At 68.3% G+C, this 22,724-nt stretch carries 24 protein-coding genes; 11 read left to right on the forward strand and 13 right to left on the reverse strand.

The annotated features are described in order from the left end of the window. Positions 1-218: 218 nt before the first annotated feature. From RQG82_RS18215 to RQG82_RS18230, 4 genes are all read right to left on the reverse strand, one after another. The gene (locus tag RQG82_RS18215; RefSeq protein ID WP_311260209.1) at positions 219-1,574 is read right to left on the reverse strand and encodes an anaerobic C4-dicarboxylate transporter family protein; all 1,356 of its coding nucleotides are present in this window, start codon (positions 1,572-1,574) and stop codon (positions 219-221) included. Next, entirely contained in the window at positions 1,571-2,311 is a 741-nt protein-coding gene (locus RQG82_RS18220) for a peptidase E (protein WP_311260210.1), read from the reverse strand. The genes RQG82_RS18215 and RQG82_RS18220 overlap by 4 nt, the downstream gene beginning before the upstream one ends. Before the next feature lie 286 nt (positions 2,312-2,597). Further along, positions 2,598-2,747, reverse strand: a complete 150-nt coding sequence (locus tag RQG82_RS18225) for a hypothetical protein (protein ID WP_311260211.1) — start codon at positions 2,745-2,747, stop codon at positions 2,598-2,600. Between the two features lie 6 nt (positions 2,748-2,753). Beyond that, positions 2,754-3,329 carry a GDSL-type esterase/lipase family protein gene (locus RQG82_RS18230; RefSeq protein WP_311260212.1) on the reverse strand — a complete coding sequence of 192 codons (576 nt, stop codon included), beginning with the start codon at positions 3,327-3,329 and terminating at the stop codon, positions 2,754-2,756. Positions 3,330-3,369: 40 nt separating this feature from the next. Between RQG82_RS18230 and RQG82_RS18235 the strand changes: the two genes are divergently transcribed. Further along, a complete protein-coding gene (locus RQG82_RS18235) occupies positions 3,370-3,843 on the forward strand; it encodes a cytochrome C5 (protein WP_311260213.1) in 474 nt (157 codons plus the stop codon). A gap of 51 nt (positions 3,844-3,894) precedes the next feature. Here the strand turns inward: RQG82_RS18235 and RQG82_RS18240 are convergent, their stop codons facing one another. From RQG82_RS18240 to RQG82_RS18255, 4 genes are all read right to left on the reverse strand, one after another. Next, positions 3,895-4,896 carry a magnesium and cobalt transport protein CorA gene (locus RQG82_RS18240; RefSeq protein WP_311260214.1) on the reverse strand — a complete coding sequence of 334 codons (1,002 nt, stop codon included), beginning with the start codon at positions 4,894-4,896 and terminating at the stop codon, positions 3,895-3,897. Positions 4,897-5,175: 279 nt separating this feature from the next. After that, positions 5,176-6,018 carry an SDR family NAD(P)-dependent oxidoreductase gene (locus tag RQG82_RS18245; RefSeq protein WP_311260215.1) on the reverse strand — a complete coding sequence of 281 codons (843 nt, stop codon included), beginning with the start codon at positions 6,016-6,018 and terminating at the stop codon, positions 5,176-5,178. Next, entirely contained in the window at positions 6,015-6,770 is a 756-nt protein-coding gene (locus RQG82_RS18250; RefSeq protein WP_311260216.1) for a spermidine synthase, read from the reverse strand. Before RQG82_RS18250 ends, RQG82_RS18245 begins: the two co-directional genes overlap by 4 nt. Next, positions 6,767-7,630, reverse strand: a complete 864-nt coding sequence (locus tag RQG82_RS18255) for a hypothetical protein (RefSeq protein ID WP_311260217.1) — start codon at positions 7,628-7,630, stop codon at positions 6,767-6,769. The genes RQG82_RS18250 and RQG82_RS18255 overlap by 4 nt, the downstream gene beginning before the upstream one ends. Between RQG82_RS18255 and RQG82_RS18260 the strand changes: the two genes are divergently transcribed. From RQG82_RS18260 to RQG82_RS18275, 4 genes are all read left to right on the forward strand, one after another. Beyond that, complete coding sequence (locus RQG82_RS18260) at positions 7,629-7,796, forward strand: hypothetical protein (RefSeq protein WP_311260218.1); 168 nt, start codon at positions 7,629-7,631, stop codon at positions 7,794-7,796. The two genes, RQG82_RS18255 and RQG82_RS18260, sit on opposite strands and share 2 nt — an antisense overlap. A gap of 105 nt (positions 7,797-7,901) precedes the next feature. Beyond that, on the forward strand, positions 7,902-8,030 hold the full coding sequence (locus RQG82_RS18265) for a hypothetical protein (RefSeq protein WP_311260219.1): 129 nt from the start codon (positions 7,902-7,904) through the stop codon (positions 8,028-8,030). A gap of 44 nt (positions 8,031-8,074) precedes the next feature. After that, positions 8,075-8,623: a winged helix-turn-helix domain-containing protein gene (locus RQG82_RS18270; protein ID WP_311260220.1), complete on the forward strand. Its 549-nt coding sequence runs from the start codon at positions 8,075-8,077 to the stop codon at positions 8,621-8,623. An 11-nt stretch (positions 8,624-8,634) separates the two neighbouring features. Beyond that, a complete protein-coding gene (locus RQG82_RS18275; protein WP_311260221.1) occupies positions 8,635-10,170 on the forward strand; it encodes a serine hydrolase domain-containing protein in 1,536 nt (511 codons plus the stop codon). 107 nt (positions 10,171-10,277) lie between these two features. Here the strand turns inward: RQG82_RS18275 and RQG82_RS18280 are convergent, their stop codons facing one another. Further along, complete coding sequence (locus tag RQG82_RS18280) at positions 10,278-10,628, reverse strand: TraR/DksA C4-type zinc finger protein (RefSeq protein ID WP_311260222.1); 351 nt, start codon at positions 10,626-10,628, stop codon at positions 10,278-10,280. A gap of 309 nt (positions 10,629-10,937) precedes the next feature. On the opposite strand from RQG82_RS18280, the gene phnD reads away from it, so the two are divergent. The 5 genes from phnD to RQG82_RS18305 all read left to right on the forward strand — a co-directional run bounded on the left by phnD (position 10,938) and on the right by RQG82_RS18305 (position 15,297). Continuing rightward, complete coding sequence (gene phnD, locus RQG82_RS18285) at positions 10,938-11,882, forward strand: phosphate/phosphite/phosphonate ABC transporter substrate-binding protein (protein ID WP_311260223.1); 945 nt, start codon at positions 10,938-10,940, stop codon at positions 11,880-11,882. Continuing rightward, the gene (gene phnC, locus RQG82_RS18290; RefSeq protein WP_311260224.1) at positions 11,879-12,913 is read left to right on the forward strand and encodes a phosphonate ABC transporter ATP-binding protein; all 1,035 of its coding nucleotides are present in this window, start codon (positions 11,879-11,881) and stop codon (positions 12,911-12,913) included. Before phnD ends, phnC begins: the two co-directional genes overlap by 4 nt. Then, a complete protein-coding gene (gene phnE, locus RQG82_RS18295) occupies positions 12,897-13,733 on the forward strand; it encodes a phosphonate ABC transporter, permease protein PhnE (RefSeq protein WP_311260225.1) in 837 nt (278 codons plus the stop codon). Before phnC ends, phnE begins: the two co-directional genes overlap by 17 nt. Continuing rightward, complete coding sequence (locus RQG82_RS18300; protein ID WP_311260226.1) at positions 13,730-14,494, forward strand: tyrosine-protein phosphatase; 765 nt, start codon at positions 13,730-13,732, stop codon at positions 14,492-14,494. The genes phnE and RQG82_RS18300 overlap by 4 nt, the downstream gene beginning before the upstream one ends. A gap of 101 nt (positions 14,495-14,595) precedes the next feature. Then, complete coding sequence (locus RQG82_RS18305; RefSeq protein WP_311260227.1) at positions 14,596-15,297, forward strand: TetR/AcrR family transcriptional regulator; 702 nt, start codon at positions 14,596-14,598, stop codon at positions 15,295-15,297. A 505-nt stretch (positions 15,298-15,802) separates the two neighbouring features. Here RQG82_RS18305 and RQG82_RS18310 read toward each other — a convergent pair. Beyond that, on the reverse strand, positions 15,803-18,343 hold the full coding sequence (locus RQG82_RS18310) for an MMPL family transporter (protein WP_311260228.1): 2,541 nt from the start codon (positions 18,341-18,343) through the stop codon (positions 15,803-15,805). A gap of 72 nt (positions 18,344-18,415) precedes the next feature. On the opposite strand from RQG82_RS18310, the gene RQG82_RS18315 reads away from it, so the two are divergent. After that, the gene (locus RQG82_RS18315) at positions 18,416-19,000 is read left to right on the forward strand and encodes a TetR/AcrR family transcriptional regulator (RefSeq protein WP_311260229.1); all 585 of its coding nucleotides are present in this window, start codon (positions 18,416-18,418) and stop codon (positions 18,998-19,000) included. Between the two features lie 10 nt (positions 19,001-19,010). On the opposite strand, the gene RQG82_RS18320 is transcribed toward RQG82_RS18315, so the two are convergent. The 3 genes from RQG82_RS18320 to purL all read right to left on the reverse strand — a co-directional run bounded on the left by RQG82_RS18320 (position 19,011) and on the right by purL (position 22,701). Further along, on the reverse strand, positions 19,011-19,718 hold the full coding sequence (locus RQG82_RS18320) for a DUF2786 domain-containing protein (protein ID WP_311260230.1): 708 nt from the start codon (positions 19,716-19,718) through the stop codon (positions 19,011-19,013). A gap of 509 nt (positions 19,719-20,227) precedes the next feature. Beyond that, complete coding sequence (locus RQG82_RS18325; protein ID WP_311260231.1) at positions 20,228-20,371, reverse strand: hypothetical protein; 144 nt, start codon at positions 20,369-20,371, stop codon at positions 20,228-20,230. Further along, on the reverse strand, positions 20,368-22,701 hold the full coding sequence (purL, locus tag RQG82_RS18330) for a phosphoribosylformylglycinamidine synthase subunit PurL (RefSeq protein WP_311260232.1): 2,334 nt from the start codon (positions 22,699-22,701) through the stop codon (positions 20,368-20,370). The genes RQG82_RS18325 and purL overlap by 4 nt, the downstream gene beginning before the upstream one ends. Between the last annotated feature and the right edge of the window lie 23 nt (positions 22,702-22,724).

Raw genomic sequence — 22,724 nt, forward strand, 5'->3', positions numbered from 1 at the left:
TACCAGTACAAAGTAACACTGAGTACCGGTACTTAGCAACACCGAATACTGACGGGATTCGGAGGGGTTTCGGGAGGCCGCGCGCACTGTTCAGCACGGACCGCTCTCATCGCCGTCTGACCGCTGAGATCCACGCTGATTCAGAGCTCGGGTGCTGAGTCGTGCACGTCGACGCCGTGCGAACCGGCCCGTTCGCCGGCGATCAGCGCACCCTCACGTCACGAGAACAGGAAAGACAGCGTCACACCGACGACGATCGCGACGCCGATGTAGACGAGGTTGGGCAGCTGGAACGAGTGGTCGAAGACGAACTTGCCCATCTTCGTCGTGCCGGTCTGGTCGAACGCGACGGTCGCGACCTGGCTGCCGTTGGCCGGCAGCGTGTAGATGCCCATGGTCGACGGCCAGAGCCCGACCAGCAACGGTGCGGGGAGCCCGATCGTGATGCCGATGGGGACGATCGCGTTGGTCGCGCTCGACTGGCTCGTGGTCAGCATCGCGACGGCGAAGAGCGCGAGCGCGAACAGCAGTCCGCCGAGGAAGGCCGAAGAGCCTGAGACCACCGAGCCGAGGCCCTCGACGATGAGGGTCTGGTTCGCCGCGACGAAGGTGTTGGCGAGCCAGGCGATGCCGAAGAGGGCGATCGCACCGACGAGACCGGCAGGAAACGTCGGCTGCTTCGGCACGTCTGCGGCCTTGACCTTGCAGAACACGAAGATGAGAGCCGCGATGACACCCATGACCACCTCGATGATGACGGTCACGCTCAGGCGCACGGGGTCGCCGGCGTCATCCGTGCCGATCACCGGACGCAGTCCCTCGAAGAGCCCGAACATCACGATGACGCCGACGCCGGCGAGGAAGAGCGCGGCCGACAGCACCGCGGTGCGCGGCAGCTTGGTGTCCTGCGCGTCGACGGTCGGTGGCTGGATCTGGTGGCTCGCCAGCCGGCGCTGGAACTCGGGGTCGTCTTCGAGGTCTTTGCCGTGCCTCATCATCACGAGGGCCGCGACGAAGAGTCCGGCGATCGACGCGGGCCACATGATCAGCAGCAGCCCGCCGAGGTCGACGCCCTGGGGTGCGAGCAGCACGACCATCGACGCGGTCGCGGCCGACACAGGGGAGCAGAGGATGCCGACCTGCGAGGCGACCGCCGAGACCGACAGGGCACGCTCGGGGCGGATCTTCTGCTGGTACGACACGTCGTAGATCACCGGGAGCAGCGGATAGAAGATGTTGCCGGTGCCCGCGCCGACCGTGAAGAGGAACGACATGGCCGGTGCGAGGAACACCACCGATTTCGGCTTGCGCCTGATCACCTTGGCGGCGACCGACACCATCCAGTCGATGCCGCCGGCGGCCTGCATGGTGGATGCGGCGGTGATCACCGTGATGACGATGAAGACGGCATCCACCGGGGCGTTGCCGGGGGCCTCCCCGAAGACGAAGATGAGCACCGCCACGCCGACGAGTCCCCAGACACCGAGGCCGATCCCGCTGGTGCGGGTGCCCATGTAGATCGCGAGGATGACGACGATCAGCTGGGCGATCAGGATCCACACGTTGTCGTTCACGTCGACGGGCCCTTCATGATGGGGCCCGAGCCGGTGAGGATCTCGGTCGCGAGCTCGGTCTCGACGATCTTGCCGTCGATGGCCTCGACCCTCAGTGCGAGCGCGTTCTCGACCGGACTGATCGCGGTGACGAACTCCGAGTTCTCGAAGTGCAGGGACTGCAGGTTTCCGACCGCGTATCCGGTCGCGAGTTCGCCGCTCAACAGTGATGCGTGGAACAGCGGTCGCCGCTGATCCTCCGCGTCGTAGTGCGGGCAGAAGCTGCCGTGCAGGAACCCGAGCCCTTCGGGGAGCACCTGCAGAGTCGGCCCGTAGCTGTCGGTCGTGCCGCCCTCGAACCAGCAGATGCCGCCGGCGCTGCCCCCGGTGAACACGACGTTCGAGTCGGGGTCCTCCCACATCTCGCGCATGATCTCGTCGAGGCCCTGCCGCTTCCACACATCGAGCATGTTCGCGGTGTTGCCGCCGCCGACGTGGATGACGTCGAAGCCCTTCACGAAGCCCGCGAGGTCGTCGACCGAACGGTGGAAGAGAGGCAGATGGTGCGGGGCGCAGCGGTCGGAGTCGTAGGTCGAGTAGAAGCTCACGATGTATGCCGCGTCGTCGCCCGTCGCGGTGCCGACGAACAGCACCCGAGGCCTGTTCTTGCGAGTCAGCCCGAGGATGTAGTCGTGCGTCGGGTCGTTCCGACGCTCCATCATCGCCTTGCCTGCTCCTGTTGCCACCACATGAGACATGGCGTCCCCCCTTCATCGCTTCCCACGGTTACGACTCCGATGCGGCCCAAGGTACTGGTATACGAATCGATGCACCAGGGCGTCTTGGGGAGGGGGTCGTCCTGTCGGTGCGGGCGGCGTGCGGGGTCGATTCCGCACGTTCCATGGGATGCGGGGTCAGTTGTGCATCGGAGATGGCGATCTCGGGTGCGTTATTGGCCCCGCATAGGCGGGCGCGGGCGGGTGCAGGCGGGCGCGGGCGCGGGTGAGTGCGGGCGGGTGCGCGGGGCGCGGGTGGTTCGCGCGCTCAGCCGTTCAGGCGCGCCATCGCGACCCGCGCCTCGAGCAGCGGCAGGGTGCGGTCGCGGTCGTGCTGCGGGCAGATGTCGAGCGCGTTCGCGAGTTCGAGCGCCAACGCGGCATGACCCGCGGCGTTGGGGTGGAACGGGTCTCCCATCAGCCCTCACGGCACTCCGCCGTTGCCGAGCTCGGAGAAGCGAGCGTGCTGGTCGACGAGGATCACGTCGTCCGATGCGGCGACGTCGCGCACGGCATCCGCGAACTCGGTGACCCTTTCGCGACCGGGTGCGTTCGCCGCGTCGATCGACGGCGGGGTCTGCAGCACGGGAACAGCGCCCGAGGCGCGCACGCGCGCGACGAACTCGCGCAGCGAGGCGGCGAACTCGGCGGGCTCGACCGTGACCTGACCGGGGCCCGTGGCCATGTCGTTCGTGCCGACCATGAGGGTGACGATGTCAGGCCGCCACGACGCGACGCGGCGATCCCAGTCGTTCAGGATGTCGGTGATGCGGTGCCCGCTGATCGCTGTGTTGATGACGGCGTCGCGGGTGCGTGCGAGTTCGCCGCGGACCAGTTCGTGCAGGTGCTCGGCATAGCTGCGACCGCCCTGCGTGTGGACGAGTCCGTGGGTGATCGAGTCGCCGGTGATGACCCAGTTCAACGGCTCGGGGCCGGCCAGCGATGCGGCGATGCGGCTGAGGTCGGATGCTGCGGAGGCGGAGGATTCTGCATTCGGCACGCCCTCGAGCCTAGCGGCGGCGACGTGGAAGACTGGTCTCATGGCTTCGTCACTGCTCGACCACCTGCTCGCCCGCATCGTCGACAGCGGTCTGCTCGATGATCCGGTCGCCGAGAACGGTCTCGTCTACGGTCGGGCGACCATCGACGCCGCCGGAGCGGTGGTGACGGTCAACGTCGACCCCGAACTGGAGGACGACGAGGAGACCCTCGACGACGACGCGCTGATCGCGGCGATCACCCGCATCCTGTCGGTGTCCGAGTCGCGGTGGCGCGCGGTGATCGACGAGGTCGCCGACGACATCGACGAGGCGGTCGACGACGAGCCGGTGCTCGAGCAGGTCGACCTGCGCGACGATCTCGAAGCCACCTCCGTCGTGGTGTTCGCCGACGCGGTGCTGATCGCCTTCGACGCGCCGAGGCAGTTCCCGGACTCGCGGATCATGGTGCAGCTCGACGACGACCTCGAGGTCGCCAACATCGAGGTGCGCGACCGCGACAGCGCCGAGGTCTAGACGGTCGAGACCGACAGGCTCAGCGGCGACGACCGCTGAGCCCGCCCGGCCTCACAACCACTTCTTGTACTTGAACACCCCGTAGAGGGCGACGGCGAAGGCAGCCATCGCGCCGATCGCCATCGGGTATCCGTGCGCCCAGTGCAGCTCGGGCATCACCTCGAAGTTCATGCCGTAGACCGTGCCGACGAGCGTGGGTGCGAAGATGATCGCCGCCCACGAGGAGATCTTCTTGATCTCGTCGTTCTGGGCCAGCCCTGCCTCGGTCTGCCGTCGCGCGACGAGAGCGGAATGCACCGTGAGGGCGTTCTCGAGGATCGCTCGGAACGAGTCGACCCGCTCGTTCACGCGGATGACGTGGTCGAGCACGTCGCGCAGCGACCGCTGCAGCTCTTCGTCGATGCGGTACTTCTCCGACCCGCGGCGCAGCCATTCCAGCATCCCGGCGAGGGGATGCACTGCCCGCTGGAAGTTGATGACCTCGCGCGAGAGCTCGTAGATGCGCCGCGAGAGGGCGTCGTCGTCGCTGTCGCCGAAGAGCTGGTCCTCGATCTCGTCGATGTCGTTGAGCAGCCCGGTCACGATCGGCTCGTACCCGTCGACGACCTCATCGAGGATCGCGTAGAACACGGCTTCTGGGCCCATCGCGAGCAGCTCGGGGTGCGCCTCCATGCGGCGGCGGACGGCTGCGAGGTCAGGGGACTCCGCGTGCCGGATCGTCACGACGAAGTCGGGTCCGACGAACAGGTGCAGCTCGCCGAACTCGATCGACTCCTGCTCGTCGCGGTAGCGAGCGGGGCGCAGCACGGCGAAGAGCGTGTCGCCGTAGCGCTCGACCTTCGACCGCTGGTGGCCCGAGAGCGCGTCTTCGACGGCGAGCGGATGCAGGTCGAATTCGCGCGCGACCGAGGCGACCTCGGTGGGGCTCGGTCGATACAGCCCGATCCAGGCGATGCCGCCGTGCGCGTCGAGCGACCGGTACGTCTCGTCGAGGTTCTTCGGGGTCTCCACTCGGCGTCCGTGCACGTATACGCCGTTGTCGATGAGGGCCATGGCTGGCTCCGTTCTCGCAGGCGCACGCCGGATCAGAGAGGGCGTGCGCAGAATTCGTCAGGGGGCGGAAGACGCCGCCGACGGCTGCGGAGCAGGACGTGCAGGTGCGGAGCCGAAGCTCAACGCAGGGATGCAGTCAGACGCGACGCAACGAAGGCGGCGTCGCAACTATCACCGGACATCGCCATCACCGCCTCTCGCGCTCTCAGGGGTCAGGAGACCCGACTCGCCAGCATACTCCTGCCGTCTGGGAGAGGCGTCCGCGGGTGCGGGCTCGCGTCAGCTCGCGCTGATGCCGACGAGTTCGGCGCTCTTCTGCCACAGCGCCTCGGCGAGGGCGGCATCCTCGATGCGCGGGTTCACACGGCGGGTCAGCACCCGTTCGTCGTAGTACTCGCCCGAGATCCATGTCTCGTCGGGCGTTCCCTCGATGAACCAGCTCAGCGTGCTGCCGCCCTTCTCGCTGCTGATCAGCAGCAGACGCTTGAGCGGGGTGCGGTAGACGAACCGCATGAGCGTGTTCGAGTCCGAGGCGAAGTTGGTCTGCACGGTGCCGGGGTGGAAAGCGACCGACGTCAGGCCCTCGCCGTGGAACTTGGTGTGCAGGCTCTTCGTGAACAGCACGTTGGCGAGCTTCGCGTCGCCGTACGCCCGGTTCGCGCTGAAGTTCTTGCGATTGTCGAGGTCGTCGATGTCGAGCTTTGCGAACAGACGGTGCGCGACGCTCGACGTGTTGATGATCGCCGCGCGGCCTGCGCGCAGCTGAGGCAGCAGCAGGTTCGTCAGCAGGAAGGGTGCCAGGTGATTCACCTGCAGGGTCTTCTCGAATCCGTCGACCGTCGGTGTCTGATCGCCGAAGATGCCGCCCGCGTTGTTCGCGAGCACGTCGATGCCGCAGTCGCCCACGGTTGCCGCGACCTTCGTCGCCAGCTCGCGCACGTCGTCGAGTCTGGTGAAGTCGGCGGTGAACCATTCGGCACCGGTGTCGTCAGCGACCGCCCGCGTCTTCTCGACAGAGCGGCCGACGAGGATCAGTCGGTGACCGGATGCGGTGAGCTGGCGCGCTGCGGCTGCGCCGATGCCGTCGGATGCTCCGGTGAGCACGACCGTCTTCGGGGTCACGAGGCCACCTTCTGTGCATGCCCGGCGGTCGCATCCGCATCTGTCGTGCGGCGACTGCGGGCGACGTACACGGTGTTCGACGACACCCCGGCCGTGACGGCGTTCGCGAAATCGACCACGTGGGCGACGGCATCATCGAACACGGTGTGCATCACGCCCATGAAGTCGTCGTCGGGCGGATCGTCCGACCACAGCGCGAAGACCCCGTCGGTGGCGAGGTGCCGGTCGAGTGCCCGCAGGCCATCCGTGGTGTAGAGATCGGCGTGCGTGGGGTCGAGCTGGTGGCGCGGCGAGTGGTCGACATCCAGCAGTATCGCGGAGTATCCGGGGTGGTCTTCACGGGGTGCTGCCCGGACCAGAGCGAAGAAGTCGTCTTCGACCAGGCTCGTGCGCGGGTCGTCGACGAGCTCAGCCGACACGGGCAGCAGCCGCTTCTGGTGCCAGCCGATCACCGCACCGAGCCGATCGACCACGGTGAGCGAGGTCACCCGTTCATCGCGCAGTGCCGCGACCGCCGTGTAGCCGAGCCCGAGGCCACCGACCAGGACCGAGAGGTCGTCGCCAGCGACCGCGGCCAGGCCCAGGTTCGAGAGCTCCTCTTCCGCCACCGTGAACAGGCTCGACATGAGGTATTCGTCGCCGAGCCTGACCTCGTAGATCTCCTCGCCGACCGCGGGCTCGGTGCGTCGGCGCAGGGTCAGCTCGCCGATCGGCGTCTCCTGCCAGTCGAGTTCTTCGAATCTCGTGATCATCGCGGGGTCTCCCGGTCGTCCTTGGTGCTTGCGGGCAGGGGCGCGGGCGGCTCTGCTGCGGTCTGGGTCTGGGGAGTGTTCGTCGAGGAGGGCAGGACGAGCCTTTCGGGCTCGGGAGCGGGCGCGGCCGGGGCGGTGAGCTCGCGGGCCACCTGCTTCTCGAGCACCTGCACGGCCTCGTCGCTCAGCAGGATCAGCCCTTCGAGCTCGTCGCGCACGCGGCGGTAGGCGATGTTTCTTTCGGCCTGCGTGGCGGATTCGTCGACCGCGACCTTGAGCAGCTGCTGTGCGCGATCCAGGCGCTTGCGCTCGGGTTCGGTGAAGGTCGAGTCGCGCAGCCTGCGGGCATCCTTCTCAGCGATCTCGAATGCCACGGCATACGCGCCCACCGCGTCGAGGTATTCCGAGACCTGCCGCTCGGTCACGGTCGAGTCGGCAGAGGGCGGGCGCAGCGCGTCCGCCGTCTTCTTGGCCCGCAGGAACGCGGCGACCAGAGGCTGACGGCCGTCGCTCATGGCGGGGAAGGCGATGAGCTTCGCGACGTCGAGCTCGTAATCGAGCCAGCGGGCGGTGATCTCGTCGTGCTCTGAGAAGAGACGCTCGAGCAGGGTGTTCGGAGCGACCGACGCTCTGGTGTCGACGATCGCCGGGCCGATGCGCCGCGCGCGGCCGTTGCGGGCCTCGAGCTGGGCGGTCTTGATCTCGGCCTTGAGGCGCAGAGTCTCGATGCGCCGTTCGTGGCGACGCTTCGCGCTGCGCTCCCACGCCTTCGCCGCGCCACCGGCCATGCCGAGGATGGGGAAGGCGAGCCACCAGTAGTTGCCCGCAAAGATCCAGAAGCCCTGGATGAACTCGTCCATGATGTCCTCAGCCTACTTCTCGGGATTCGCGGCGTCGCCCGGTCTCGCGCTGGTGCGGGCCGGTCGTTTGCGCCCTGTGCCGGGCACGGCTTCGGATGCCGGACTCGACGCGCCGAGGATCCTCCGGTTGTGGCGGCGCGTCGGACTCTGGGGTCCGAAGTTGTGACCGGGGTGCGGGCCTTGTCCGACAGGTCGAGTCCGGCCAGTGCTCGGCAGCCCCTCCCGGTTAGCCTGTGCGCATGATCATCGACGATTTCCGCGGGACCTGCTGATGACCGGGGCGATCTTCGGGATCGCCGCATTCGTGTGGGCGGGGTGGGCGCAGGAGCGTCCGCCGAAGCACTGGATCTGGCGCGTGATCCTCGGGGCGCTCAGTCTCGGCGCGTTCGGGAGCCTCTGAATCCCCCATTTTCCGTAATTACGAACTTTTGATAGGTTCGGATCATGGAACCCGACGACCAGAGTACGATCGAGCGCCGACTCGCCGACCTCGAGCACGAGGTCGCACGGCTCTCCGCACTCGCTGCTCACCCCGACGCACCCGCTGACGGTGTGGAATCGGAGGGGGCGGATGCTGTGCCAGACCCTGCCGGCTCCGACGATCCGCTCTGGTTCGTGAACGAGCTCGGCCGTCGCGCGCCCGGCGTCGTCATGATGGCCGGTGCGGTCGACACCCAGGCGGGCCCGGTGCGCTGGCAGTACGGGCTGCACGCCGAGGGGCTGCTCGCGCACGACTGGAGCGACCTCGCCCGTCCGCTCGAAGCTCTGGGACACCCGGCACGCATCGAGCTCATGCGGCAGGTCATGCGCGGAGCCCACACGACGGCCGAGCTGCTGCAGCTCGAGCACCTCGCCTCGTCGGGTCAGCTCTACCACCACCTGCGCCAGCTCGTCAGCGCGGGGTGGCTCGTCTCTCCGCGCCGCGGGTTCTACGGGGTGCCGGCTGCCCGCGTGGTGCCCCTTCTCGTGCTGACCATGATCGCCTCGAGCTGAGGAGCCGCAAGATGACCACTCCCTCGACCCCTTCCTCCGACCTGCGCGACCCGCAGAGTGCGCCGGATGCTCCGCGCCGCCGCCCCACTCGAGCGATCCTCGCGGTGATCGGCGCGGCCGCGGTCGTCGGCGTCGCGCTCGGTGCGGCAATCGGACCACAGCATCAGACGGTCAGTGCCTCGACTGCGGGCGATGAGGCGCTGGCCGACCGCATCCGCTCGCTGCCCGGCAGTCTCGACAGCTTCCGCGCGCTCTCGGTCGCCGAGATCGGCCCCGACGGAGCCGTGTTCGCCGGACTCGGCGATGCCGACCCGGCTGACCCCGGAGCCCCCACCGCCGACACGGTGTTCGAGCTCGGATCCATCACCAAGACCTTCACCGGCGCGCTGTTCGCTGAAGCGATCGAGCGTGGCGAGGTCAGCGCCGACGATCAGCTCGCCGAACACCTTCCCGAGCTCGAGGGAACGGACGCCGGCGAGGTCACGCTCGCGTCGCTGTCGCAGCACTCGTCGGGGCTGCCGGGACTCGGTGCAACCGCTGATGCGGAATCGCTGAGCGGCGTCCTCCTCAACGAGAACCCCTATGCGACCACCACGACCGAGCAGCTGATCGCAGACGCAGCTGTCGCGCCGGTCGACCCCGATCAGGGTTCGCTCTATTCGAACTTCGCCGTCTCGCTGCTCGGAACGGCGCTCGTCGAAGCGGCGGATGCCGACGACTACGCGGCCCTGTTGAGAGAGCGCATCACGGAACCGCTCGGCATGGACGACACGGTCGTCGCGGCGACGGCCGACGAGGTGCCCGCCGATGCGGTGCCCGGATTCCTGATCAACGGCGTCCCCGCTCCTCGGTGGTGGGGTGAGGGATACCTGCCGGCCGGCTCGTCGACGTTCAGCACCGCGGCAGATCTCACGACCTGGGCGCAGGCCAACCTCGACGGCACGGCGCCGGGCGCAGCGGCTCTCGATCCGACGGCAGCCATGGGAGAAGGGGCCGAGATCGGATGGGGATGGATCACCTCGGCCGCGTTCGACGGCGACGGCCTGCAGACCTGGCACAACGGCGGAACCGGCGGCTTCCGCACCATGCTCACGCTCGACCGGGATGCCGGCACCGCCTTCCTCGCGCTGTCGAACACGACGGCCCCGGCCGACTACATCGCCATGTCGTATGTGTCCGGCGCACCGATCCCCGCGGTCGACAGCGCATCCGTCGGCATCGCATGGGGCATCTTCGGGCTCGCTCTGCTGCTGAGCCTGGTCTCCCTGATCCGCGCGTTCCGGGTGAAGGCGTTGCTGCCGTCGATCGGTGACCTGATCTGGGCGGCCTTCGGCCTCCTGCTGCTCTGGCACAGCGGACCCTGGTTCTCCGTCGGCGGCTGGCTGTGGGGCATCGCGTTCGCGCCGGCGCTCGCCGCGATCGGCATCCTTGTTCTCCGTGCATCGCGGGCCCGCCTGCCTTTCCTCCCTCGCCGTCGCGCGTGGTACTGGTGGGCGGTCGCCGTGATCGGAGCGGTGTTCACCGTGGGAGTCACCTTCCTCTGGTGACGTGGCTCCGGCCGTCGAGGGCGACGCGTCCTCCCTGCCCGGTCGTTGAGCGAGGACGACGAAGCCGACCGATACGAAACGTCTGCAGGATGCCCCGAAGCCCCGGCTCAGAGGCCGAGCTTCTCGGCACACGCGACGCAGTGGGTGGCGAACGGTCGCACCTCGAGACGAGCCTGCGGAATCGGTCGACCGCAGTTCGCGCACATGCCGTAGGCGCCGGCATCCCACCGAGCGATCGCATCGTCGACCTGCTGGAGTTCGGACGCCGCCGCCTCGGCGAGCCCTGTCAGCCGGGACCACTCCGACGAGAGCGTGACGCCTTCGGGGTCGTGCTCGTCATCGTCGTTCGAGCCCTCCCGGTCGTGCATGAGCTCGGCGAGTGTGGCCGCGGTCGCTTCGACTCGGTCTGCAGCCTGGGCGCGCAGCTGTTCGAGGCGAGCACGGGCATCCGGGGTCATCCGCACACTTTAGGCCGCGCCTCCGACATCCGGGTCTGCATCCGGCGGTGCGCTGTCCGACGTCCCCGTCCGCATCCGACGCCTGCTGTCCGCCCGGTCACAGCTTCGGATGCCGCAGGCGCCACGCCGTGCTGACCCCGGCATCCATCGAGTGTCGGCCTTCGCCTCCGAAGCTGTGCCCGGGATGGACGTGCGACCTCGCCACCCGACCACCCGGACCGGACCACCGACCCCAGCCGTTCACTCAGCGTTCCGTTTCGAGTACGGCGGTCTCGTAATTCCCTGTCACCTTCGCGAGTTGGAATACTCATGTTCTCGGAATTCGGGAACATCTCCTCCCGAAAGGTCATCATGCGCCGCCTCACCCTGCCCGCCGTCGGCCTCCTCGGCGTCGCCGCCCTCGCCCTCACCGGCTGCCAGAGCCCGACCGCCGAAGCGGCTCCCGCCGACCCGAACGCTCCCATCACGATCGCGACGCTTCCCGTCGGCGACGACCCCACCGCCGAGAACCCCATCGAGGTCTTCGCCGAGCTCCTCGAAGAGTCCACCGGCCGCGACGTCGAGATCACCGACGTGCCCGACTACCTGAGCGTCGTCGAGGCGATCCGCGCCGACCACGTCGACATCGGCATCATGAGCGGCTTCCCGTCAGCCCTCGCCGTGAACACGGGCGAGGTCGACGCACTCGTCGCCTTCCAGGGAGACGGCAAGCCGGTCTCGACCTGCGTCGTGCTGAACGACTCGCCCATCGAGACCGTCGAAGACCTCGAGGGCAAGACCGTCGCCTTCGCCGACCAGGCGTCGAGCTCGGGCTACTTCATGCCGGTGTATATGCTGCATGAGGCCGGGCTCGAGCAGGGCACCGACTACGAGGCGATCTTCGCCGGCGGCCACGAGGGCAGCTTCGCGGCGCTACAGCAGGGACAGGTGGATGCCGCCTGCACCGCCGTCATGCTCACCGAGCTCGGTGCCCCGATGTTCCCGTTCGCCGACGGCGAGTGGCGCGCGGTCGGCGAGAGCCCGGCCATGGACATCCAGGGTGCGGTGCTCGGCCGCCAGTCGCTCGACGACGTGACCCGCAAGCTCATCCAGGACGGCATCGCCGAGGTCTTCTCGCCCGAGAACGCCGAGGCTCTCGGAGCGTACGGCTCGTTCGCCGCGGCCGAGCAGACGGTCGACCCCGACGGCTCGTCCTTCGCCTCGTTCGCCGAGATCGCCGAGGTCGCCGGCGTCGAGCTCAAGGACCTCAAGTGACGAACCCCTCACTGATGGGGGCGGATGCTGCGGCATCCGCCCTCCCGGCGCACGCGGCCCCGGCATCCGCCCTCCGTCTTCCGGAAAACCCAGACGGTGCGACCGCCGCGCGGCGTGCCGCGTCTCGACGCGCCGACTCCGCATCCGATGGTCTGGGTTCTCCGACCGCGACCGGGACCGGGACCGGGACCGGAACGGATGCTGTGAACGCCACCCCCGCCCGCACCTCCACCCCCGCCCGCACCTCCACCGCCGAGCTGCGCCAGGCCCTGCCGCTCGTGACCGTGCGCGACCTCAGCGTCGCGTATGACACCACCACGGTGCTCGACGGGGTCGACCTCGACCTGTTCCCCGGCGAGATGGTCGCGCTGCTCGGCGCCTCGGGTTCGGGCAAGTCGACGCTGATGCGCAGTCTCACCGGGTTCGCCCCGATCTCGTCCGGATCGGTGCGGGTCGCCGGCCACGATGTCACCAACCTCGCCCGGGGCGAGCTGCGCACCCTGCGGTCGGATGTCGGCCAGGTGTTCCAGCAGTTCAACCTGATCCCGCGGCTCAGCGTCATGACCAACGTGCTGGCCGGTGGCCTGCACGGCGCCGGTGCGATCAACCTGGTGGGCGGCTTCTCGAGCGCTCATCGCCGCCGCGCGCTCGAACTTCTCGACCGCGTCGGCATCGCGCACAAGGCCAACGCTCCCGCGCGTTCACTCTCGGGTGGACAGCAGCAGCGCGTCGCGATCGCTCGCGCTCTCATGCAGCAGCCCAAGGTGATCCTCGCCGACGAGCCGGTCGCTTCGCTCGACCCCAAGCTCGCCGACTCGGTGCTCGAGCTGCTGCGCCAGATCGCCACCGAAGACGGCATCCCCGTGCTCGTCAGCCTGCACGTGCTGCCACTCGCCCTCGCGCACAGCGACCGCATCATCGGCCTGCGGCACGGACGGATGCTGATCGCCGGCGCCACATCACAGCTGGATGCTGCGGCGCTGTCGCCGCTCTACGACGACGAGGAGCACGACGATGACGCTCACCACTGACCCGCGTCCGAGCACACGCCCCGCCCTCGATGCGGCCGAGCGCTCGCGTCTGGAGCGTGCCTTCCGCATCCCGCGCGCGCGGTTCCTGATCGGTCTGCCGATCGCGGCGCTGCTGCTGATCTGGTCGTTCAACGGTGCCGAGTTCAACTTCATCAAGCTGGGCGACGGCGCCGTCAACATGGGCGAGTTCCTGTCGCGGCTGTTCCCGCCGGACTTCTCGAAGATCGGCACGATCCTCGCGCTGCTGCTCGAGACGTTCCAGATGGCCGTCGTCGGAACCGTGCTCGGCGCCGTGCTGTCGCTGCTCGCCGCGTTCGGGGCGTCGTCGAACATCGCGCCCCAGTGGGTCTACTATCCGACGCGCTGGGTGATGAACATCATCCGCTCGGTGCCCGATCTCGTGTTCGCGCTCATGTTCGTCTCGGCCGTCGGGCTGGGCCCATTTGCCGGCATCCTGGCCATGACCCTCGGATCCATCGGGTCGATCGGCAAGATCTTCGCCGAGGCCATGGAGCAGGTCGACCGCGGACCCGTCGTCGCGATGGAGGCCGTCGGCGCCTCGAAGCGACAGGTCATCCAATACGGCATCCTGCCGCAGTCGGCACCCCTGCTGACCTCGTACACACTGCTGCTGTTCGAAGGCAACGTGCGCGGCGCGACCATCCTGGGTCTCGTCGGCGCCGGCGGAATCGGCCTCGAGCTGACCACCGCGATGCGCATGTACGACTACGGCCACCTCAGCGCCATCATCATCTGCATCATCGTGCTCGTCACGGCGATCGACCAGGGCAGTGCCCTCATCCGAAGGAGAATCACATGACCATCGCAGACATCGACCTCGTGCTCAGCGCCCCCGTTAACCTGCGCGACCTCGGCGGCATCCCGATCGACGGCGGCGTGCTGCGCGAGGGTCTGGCCATTCGCACCGACGACCTCGCCTATGTCACGACCGACATCGCTGCGCAGTTGGTCGCCGCCGGGCTCACCGCGATCATCGATCTGCGCTCGCCGCTGGAGGTCTCGGTCACCGGTCGCGGGCCCCTCGCCGACTACCCGGTCGCCTATCACCACCTGCCGCTGATCGCGGATGTCGGACGCTCGATGGGCGAAGGCGCGCCGGAGCTGAGCCACGACGCCATGGGGCAGATGTATCTGCGCATGGTCGAGGTCGCGGCGCCGCAGCTGGTGACAGCGCTGAACGTCATCGCATACACTCCGGGAACCGCGGCCTTCCACTGCGCCGCCGGGCGCGATCGCACGGGTGTGGTGGCGGCGATGCTGCTGCTCGCGCTCGGAGCGGCCGATGACGACATCGTCGCCGACTACGCCCTCACCGGCGACAACATGGTCGCGATCATGCAGCGGACGGCACCCGTGATGGGCGCGATGTGGAAGGCGCTCGGCTTCGACGCGGATGCCGCTGGCGCGACGGCGGCGCTGCTCGAAGGCTCGATGGAGGTGTCGATGCGCACCCTGCTCGACACGCTCCGCGAACAGCATGGCGATGCTCTCGCGCCGTTGCGAGCGGCAGGGCTGTCGGATGCCACGATCAGCCGGCTGCGTGAGCGGGCGCTGGTGTGATGACGGGGATGAGTGTGGATGCCGGGGCTGAAGTTCCGGTCGCAGTTGGTGTCGTTGAGGACCCCCTGAACGCGGCGCAACGTGGAACCCGAACGTCCGCGATGGCGGATGCTGCGGGGGCTGCCGGGGCTGCCGGGGCTGCGGATGCCGCTGCCGGCGCTGCGGATGCTGCTGCTGGGGCTGCGGATGCCACCGGGGCTTCATCGCGCCGCCGCCCCGGCCGGCCGCGCGATGAGGACATGGACGGCCAGATCGTCGCCGCGACGCTCGAGATCATCGATGCGGGTCTCGACGTCACCGTCAGCCGCGTGGTTGCGCGGAGCGGGGTGAGTCGGGCGGCGCTGTACCGGCGGTGGCCGTCGCTCACGACGTTGATCGCCGCAGCGCTCGACGTCGGACGCATGGTGCCGCCGGAGTACCCGGACGATGTCGATCTTCGCGATGCGCTGTTCGACGGGCTCGGGCTCGGCGAGAACGGAGTGGCTCTGTCGGTCGCGGCATCCGGCTATGCAGAGGAGCGATTCCGTCAGCGCATCCGTCTCGTGATGTCGGACCGCGCGCTGCAGAAGGCGTACTGGCAGTCGCATGTGTCGCGCCGACGCGTGCCGCTGTTGAATGCGCTGCGGGCAGGGATCGCGCGTGGCGAGCTGCGGGCGGACCTTGACGTCGACGCGTGCTTCGATGCGATCGCCGGCACCGCGTACTACCAGATCGTCGTGCGCGGCGACCGGATGGACGACCCGGCAGTCGCCGCCCGGCTGAGGGCTGCCGTCGAGGTGATCTGGCGCGGGATGGTGGTCTGACCCGCCGGGGTGGCGTCGCCCGGTTCGTTGGGCTGGGTGCCCGGGTTCATTCGGCTGGGTGCCCGGGTTATGTGGCTGGGCATCGCACGCCTGGCGGGCGAATCGTCGGAGGATGCCCATCCATTCGGGATTCGGCCAGCCATCCGGCCCGTGACCAGGGCGTCCGACCTTCCACCACGTTCACCCGCATGTCCAGATCACAGATGCAGGCCCGGAACCCCAGACCTGGCCTGCATCTGTGATCTGGGCATGCATCTGTGTAGCGGGGAATGGCCGGGTATGCGGTTGTGCGGGGGATGGTTGGGTATGCGGTTGTGCGGGGATGCCCCGGCATGCGCTTGGCCGGTGGGATGGCAGGGAGTGCATCTGTATTGGCGACCGCAACGCACTCGCCTCGGCGCACGGAAATCCGGATGCTGGAGAGTAAGTCATTGACCGGGCGGTCGCGGACGCTCCGACGGGAGTCGCCCGCGACGCTCAGTCGGCGACGGCGACGGCGACGGCGTCAGCGCCCTTCGGCCTTCTCCGGGCTCGGCACGACCACGACCGTGTCGGTCCGGACGCCGGGGTGGTCGCGTTCGAGCGCTGCACCCTCCATGTCGACGTTCGGCAGGATGCGGTCGAGCCACCGGGGCAGCCACCAGGCCGAACGGCCGAGCAGGTGCATGAGCGCGGGCATGAGCAGCATCCGCACGACGAAGGCGTCGAGCAGCACACCGAACGCGAGGCCGAAGCCGATCGAGCGGATGATCGTCGACTCCGAGAAGATGAACCCGCCGAAGACCGAGACCATGATGAGCGCCGCTGCGATGACGACCGAGCGTCCGGCGCGGAAGCCCTGCGCCACTGCATCCCGAGCGGATGCGCCGTGCACATACGCCTCGCGCATGCCCGAGGCGAGGAACAGCTGGTAGTCCATCGCCAGCCCGAACAGGATGCCGACGAGGATCACCGGCAGGAAGCTCAGGATCGGGCCCGTGCTGTGCAGACCGATGATCTCGGCGCCCCAGCCCCACTGGAACACCGCGACGATCAGGCCGTAGGTCGCGAAGAGCGAGAGCACGAAGCCTCCGGTCGCGATGATGGGCACGAGCAGCGAGCGGAACACGACGATCATGATGAGCAGCGAGAGCCCGACCACGACCACCAGGTAGAGCGGCAGCACGCCGGCCAGCGCCTCGGAGATGTCGATGTTGGTGGCCGCCTGGCCGGCGACTCCGAGAGTGATGCCGCCGTCGAGCTGCGGCAGTGCGCGGATGTCCTGCACGAGCTTCTCGGTGGAGGCGCTGTTCGGGCCCTCTGCGGGGAGCACCTGGAACGCGAGCAGCGTGTTGTCGTCGGACGTCGCGATCGGGGCGACGCCGGCGACGTCATCCTGGTCGGCGATCTTCTGAGCGATCTCGACTTGCGTGGCGAGCAGGTCGTCGTCGCTGACCGCGTCGTCGAGAGTGGCGGTGACGAGCAGCGGACCGTTCGCACCCTCGCCGAACTGCTCGTCGACGATGTGGAAAGCGCGGTAGCTGGTCGAGTCGGAGGGCTCGCTCGCGCCGTCGGGCAGACCGAGACGCATCGACATCGAGGGGATCGCGACGATCAGCAGCGCGATGACGCTGACGAGCACGGTGACGATCGCGCGCAGCGTCGACATCTGCTTCACGGGCTTGCCCGCGGCGTGCGGCTGGCCGATCGTGGCGCGAGCCTTGCCGCTGAGCAGGCGCGTGCCGACGAGCCCGAGGATCGCAGGGGCGAGCGTGATCGCGACGAGCACGGCGACCGCGACGCAGACCGCGCCGACCGTGCCCATGAGCCCGAGGAACGGCACGCCCGTCACGTTGAGGGCGAGCAGAGCGACGATGACCGTGGTTCCGGCGAACACGACGGCGGTGCCCGAGGTGCCGGTGGCAAGGCCGATGGACTCCCGCACCGGCACGCCGTTCAGCAGCTGCTTGCGGTGCCGGTTGGCGATGAAGAGCGAGTAGTCGATGCCGACCGCGAGGCCGAGCATCACACCGAGCACCGGAGTGACGGATGCCATGTCGACGACGCCCGAGAAGGCGAGGGATGCGGTCACGCCGACGCCCACGCCGACGACTGCAGTGACGATCGGCAGGGCTGCGCCGATGAGCGTGCCGAGCATGACGATCAGCACGATGGCCGCGAATGCGAGTCCGATCGCCTCTCCGACGCCGAAGATCTCGGGAACGCCCTGCGCGATGTCGGTGCCGAAGTTCACTTCGACGCCGTCGATCGGGGAGGAGTCGAAGTGCTCGATCGTGCCCTGCTTGACCTCTTCGGAGAGTTCGAGGCGGGGGTCTTCGAACGAGACGTTGACGATCGCGGTCGAGCCGTCTTCGGATACGACGCCGATGCCGTTCGTGAGGTCGAGCAGGGTGGTTCCGAGGTCGACCTGCTCGGCGTTCGCGTCGAGTTCGGCACGCGACTCGTCGATCGTCTTCTGCTGGGTGTCGAGCTCGGCGGCCTGTGCGTTCAGGGCGCCGATCTGCGCATCCAGCGCCGCGAGTTGCTCGGCGGGAGCCCCGCCCGCTTCCGCCTGCGACCGCGCGGCGGTCAGCTGCTCGAGACCGGCATCCAGCTGCGTGCGGCCGTCGTCGAGCTGAGTCTGACCGGCATCCAGCTGAGCCCGGCCACTCTCGATCTGGTCCGAGCCGTCTGTGAGCTCCTGCTCCTGCGTGACCTGCTGCTGCTGGGCGTCGAACGGGTCGATCACCGACGCGACGCCGTCGAGATCCTCGGCGCTGCTCGCGAGCTGCGAGATCTCCTGCTTCTGCTCCTCAGTGAAGGCTGAGCCGTCGGTCGTCTGGTAGACCACCGTGCCGGTGCCGCCGGCGGTATCTGGCAGCTTCTCGGCGAGCTGGTCGGTCACGGCACCCGAGGCAGTGCCGGGGATGTCGAAGCTGTTGCTCAGCGTGCCGCCGAGCGTGAGGAACGCGCCCACCCCCAGGCCGAGGATGACGACCCACGAGACGATCACCGTCCACGCCTTGCGTGCAGCGAACGAACCCAGGCGGTACAGCAATGAAGCCAAAACGATCTCCTTCAGACGAATAGATCATACGGGGCGTCTCGTCTAGTGTTCTGTGGTTATCCTGAACGAGTGGTGAACGAGCATCGAAGCGGACCTGTGCGCAGCACGGCTGCCCGTGAGGCGATCCTCGACGCGACCTCTCGCCTGTTCCACAATCAGGGGTACGACCGGCTCACGATCGAGGGCATCGCGAAAGAGGCCGGCGTCGGCAAACAGACCATCTATCGCTGGTGGCCGTCGCGCGGAGCCCTCATCGGCGAGTGCCTCGCCGAGGGTCGGCTCATTCCCGTCGACTTCGTCGTTCCCGACACCGGAAGCCTCGCCGCCGACGTCGAGACGTGGCTGCGCAGCGTGCTCTCGATCCTCGAGGCACCCGAGGGAGGAGCTCTTCTTCGATCTCTCGTCGCAGCGGCGACGGAGGATGCCGGAGTCGGCGCGCACCTCGGCGAGAGCCTGGGTGTCGAGAAGTACCTCACCGAGCGCCTCCACGGTGGCATCCGTGACGGGCAGCTCGCCGAGGGCGCGCCCGTCGAGCAGCTCGGACGAGCGATCCTCGGAGCGATCATCGTCGAATCCCTCGGGCGCGAAGCCCATGACCCGGAGTCGATCGTGCAGCTGACGCGATATCTCTTCGCACCAGGTGCCGCTCCGCGCTGAGCGCGCGCATTCATCCGGTCGACACCGCTCGATCGCCGGTCCGCGCATCGAGGCCTGATCGATGCCCGTGCGCGAAGGAACCGGCATCCGCGCTGCGTCGACGTCGTGCGTGCGAGGTGCGCATCTCATCGACTGCGGCATCCACTCGGCTTCGCCGCGACGAGAGCACGAGCTCGGTCCCCGTTCCGCTCTCCTCGACGGCGACGCGGCGACTCTCTTCGATGCGGCTCATGGCGCCGACGGCGAATCCTCGGATGAACCCGCTGCGCGCTCGCCGCTTCACACCTTCGCGTTGGCCGTGGTAGAAGTCGCGATGCTCGAGCCACCAGCCGCGCATCGCGACCATCGCCTGCACCTGCAGGCTGGCAGTCAACGTCTGCACCTGCGCGACATCAGACGTGTATCCGACCAGCAGCAGCCCCGCGATCGGCGGGTACTCCGCGAGGATCGGGCGAACGACGCCCAGCCCTCTGGCGACTCCGATCCCGATCTCGCGCAGATCCTTCGCGTAGACGCCGCGGAACAGCATCCGCTCGGTGACGATCTGCTCCTGCGCCTGCCCCAGAAGCCCCCGTCGTTCGTCTATCTGTGCCTGCTCGATCCCGTATTTCACGATCAGTCGCTCGGCGTGCTCGGTCAGAGCCTCGGCCTCTTCAGGCGTCGTGCTCTCGGCCTTTGCCAGCAGTTTGGCGATCAGGTCGAGTTTGGCTGCGGTCATGGCATCCCCCTTGGATCTGTGATGCCTCGAATCCTTCGCGGGGGTGCCTACATTCGGGCCCCGGATTCCGGGGGCTGTGGAGAAGTCCAGATCAGGGATGCCGGTGCAGAAGACGACGCCGCTCCCCTGGCTGGGCACAGATTCGGACCTTGAGCACGACACGCGGTGGAGGCGCCCCGGCCACCGGAGCGTCGCCCCCCGACTCCGAAGTTGTGCCCGACAGGAAGGGGAGCAGCGGGCAGAGGAGTGCCGAAGGTGGCGAGCGCACGAGGGCCTCGCCGGGCACAGATTCGGATCGCAGGCGCGACATACGGCGGAGGCGTGCCGGGCCACCGGGGTGTCGCCCGCAGACTCCGAAGTTGTGCCCGGCAACCGGGAGCGAGCAGGGGCAACGGGCACGGGGGGCAGGGGGACCGACGGCAGGGGGACAGCCGGCAGGAGGACAGACGGCAGGGGACAGGCCGCAGACGGCACCCCGCACCGGGCAACCGAAAGAGGAGGAACTCGACCTAGCCGAGGATCAGCGTGATCACGGTCGCGCCGCCGCCACCGAGGATGAGCGCGATGATGACGCTCCAGGCGACGATGCGCAGGCGGCGATTGCGCTTCTCGCCGAGGTCGCCGTAGTCCTCGCTCAGGCCGTCGCCGCTCATGCGCTGACCGGCTCGCTGACCGTCGGGCCGAAGGCTGCGGGCAGGGTGGCCTGCGAGCGCTCGCGGATCTCGGCGACGGGAACCGTGAAGACGTCCTGCACCTCGAGCTTCGCGCCCTCGCTGTCGGTCACGCCGATGCGCATCACCGGGTAGTCGCGGCCTTCGCAGAGTCCGCGGAACTTCACGTCGTCCTCACGCGGCACGGTCACGATGACGCGACCGGTCGACTCGGAGAACAGGGCGGATGCGGCATCCACACCGTCGCGCTCGATGATCTCGTTCAGCCAGACGCGTGCGCCGACGCCGAAGCGCGAGACGCCCTCGGCGAGGGCCTGTGCGAGGCCACCCTCTGACACGTCGTGCGCCGACGAGATCAGCCACTCGTCACGGGCCGCGCCGAGCAGACCCGCGAGGCGCTTCTCGCCCGCGAGGTCGACCTTCGGGGGCAGTCCGCCGAGGTGCTGGTGCACGGTCTCGGCCCACGCCGAACCCGACAGCTCGGTCGAGGTCGTGCCGAGCAGGTAGATGTTCTGACCCTCGTCCTGCCACCCCGAAGGGATGCGGCGCGAGACGTCGTCGATGATGCCGAGAACGCCGACGAGCGGGGTCGGGTGGATCGGCACGTCGCCGGTCTGGTTGTAGAACGAGACGTTGCCACCGGTGACCGGGGTGCCGAGCTCGTAGCATCCGTCTGCGAGACCGTCGACGGTCTGGCCGAACTGCCACATGACCTCGGGGTTCTCGGGGGAGCCGAAGTTGAGGCAGTCGGTGATCGCCGTGGGTACCGCGCCGGTGACGGCGACGTTGCGGTATGCCTCGGCGAGTGCCAGCTGTGCACCGGCATACGGGTCGAGCTGGCAGTAACGGCCGTTGGCGTCGGTCGAGATCGCGAAGCCCAGTCCCGACTCCTCGTCGACACGGATCATGCCGGCATCGTCGGGGAACGAGAGGGCGGTGTTGCCGAGCACGTAGTAGTCGTACTGGTTGGTGATCCAGCGGGTGTCGGCCAGGTTCGGGCTCGCGACCAGGTTCAGGAACTGCTCGCGCAGCACCTCGGGGTCGTTCGAACGGGGCAGGTTCTCGGCGGCATCCGCCTGCAGTGCGTCGATCCATGTCGGGTACGCGACCGGACGGTCGTAGACCGGGCCCTCGACCGCGACGGTCGAGGGGTCGACGTCGACGATGCGCTCGCCCTGCCAGTCGATGATGAGGCGGCCGTCTCCGGTGACCTCGCCGAGCACCGACGTCTCGACGTCCCACTTCTTGACGACCGCGAGGAACGCGTCGAGCTTCTCAGGAGCGACGATCGCCATCATGCGCTCCTGCGACTCCGACATGAGGATCTCCTCGGCCGTGAGCGAGGGGTCGCGCAGCAGGACGTTGTCGAGCGAGACCTTCATACCGCTGTTGCCGTTGGCCGCGAGCTCGCTGGTGGCGCACGAGATTCCGGCGGCCCCGAGGTCTTGGATGGCCTCGACGAGCTCGTCGCGGTACAGCTCGAGGCAGCACTCGATGAGCACCTTCTCGGCGAACGGGTCGCCCACCTGCACCGCGGGGCGCTTGGTCGGTCCCGTGGAATCGAACGAATCGGATGCCAGGATGCTGGCGCCGCCGATGCCGTCGCCACCCGTGCGGGCACCGAACAGCACGACCTTGTTGCCGACACCGGTGGCGTTCGCGAGCTTGAGGTCTTCGTGGCGGAGGACGCCGACCGCGAGCGCGTTGACGAGCGGGTTCGCCTGGTAGACGGAGTCGAAGACCGTCTCGCCGCCGATGTTCGGAAGACCCAGGCAGTTGCCGTAGAAGCTGATGCCGCTGGTCACACCGTGCACGACGCGGGCGGTGTCGGGGTGGTCGATCGCGCCGAAGCGGAGGGCATCCATGACCGCGACCGGGCGTGCGCCCATCGAGATGATGTCGCGGACGATGCCGCCGACGCCGGTCGCTGCACCCTGGAACGGCTCGATGAACGACGGGTGGTTGTGCGACTCGGCCTTGAAGGTGACGGCCCAGCCCTCGCCGACGTCGATGACGCCCGCGTTCTGGCCCATGCCCACCATCAGGCGTTCCTTCATCTCGTCGGAGACCTTCTGGCCGAAGCGGCGCAGGTAGTTCTTCGACGACTTGTACGAGCAGTGCTCCGACCACATCACGGAGTACATCGCCAGCTCACCGGAGGTAGGGCGGCGGCCCAGGATCTCCTTGATGCGGGCGTACTCGTCATCCTTGAGGCCCAGCGCTGCGTACGGCTGCTCCTTCTCCGGAGTCGCGGTGGCGTTCTCGACGGAGTCGGGGACGTGCTTGTGGGCAGGTGCAGGGGCGGTGGTCACGCGCACTCCTAGATGAGGGGCCG

It is taken from the genome of Microbacterium sp. WCS2018Hpa-9 (assembly GCF_031843745.1).
In the GTDB taxonomy this organism is placed as follows: Bacteria; Actinomycetota; Actinomycetes; order Actinomycetales; family Microbacteriaceae; genus Microbacterium.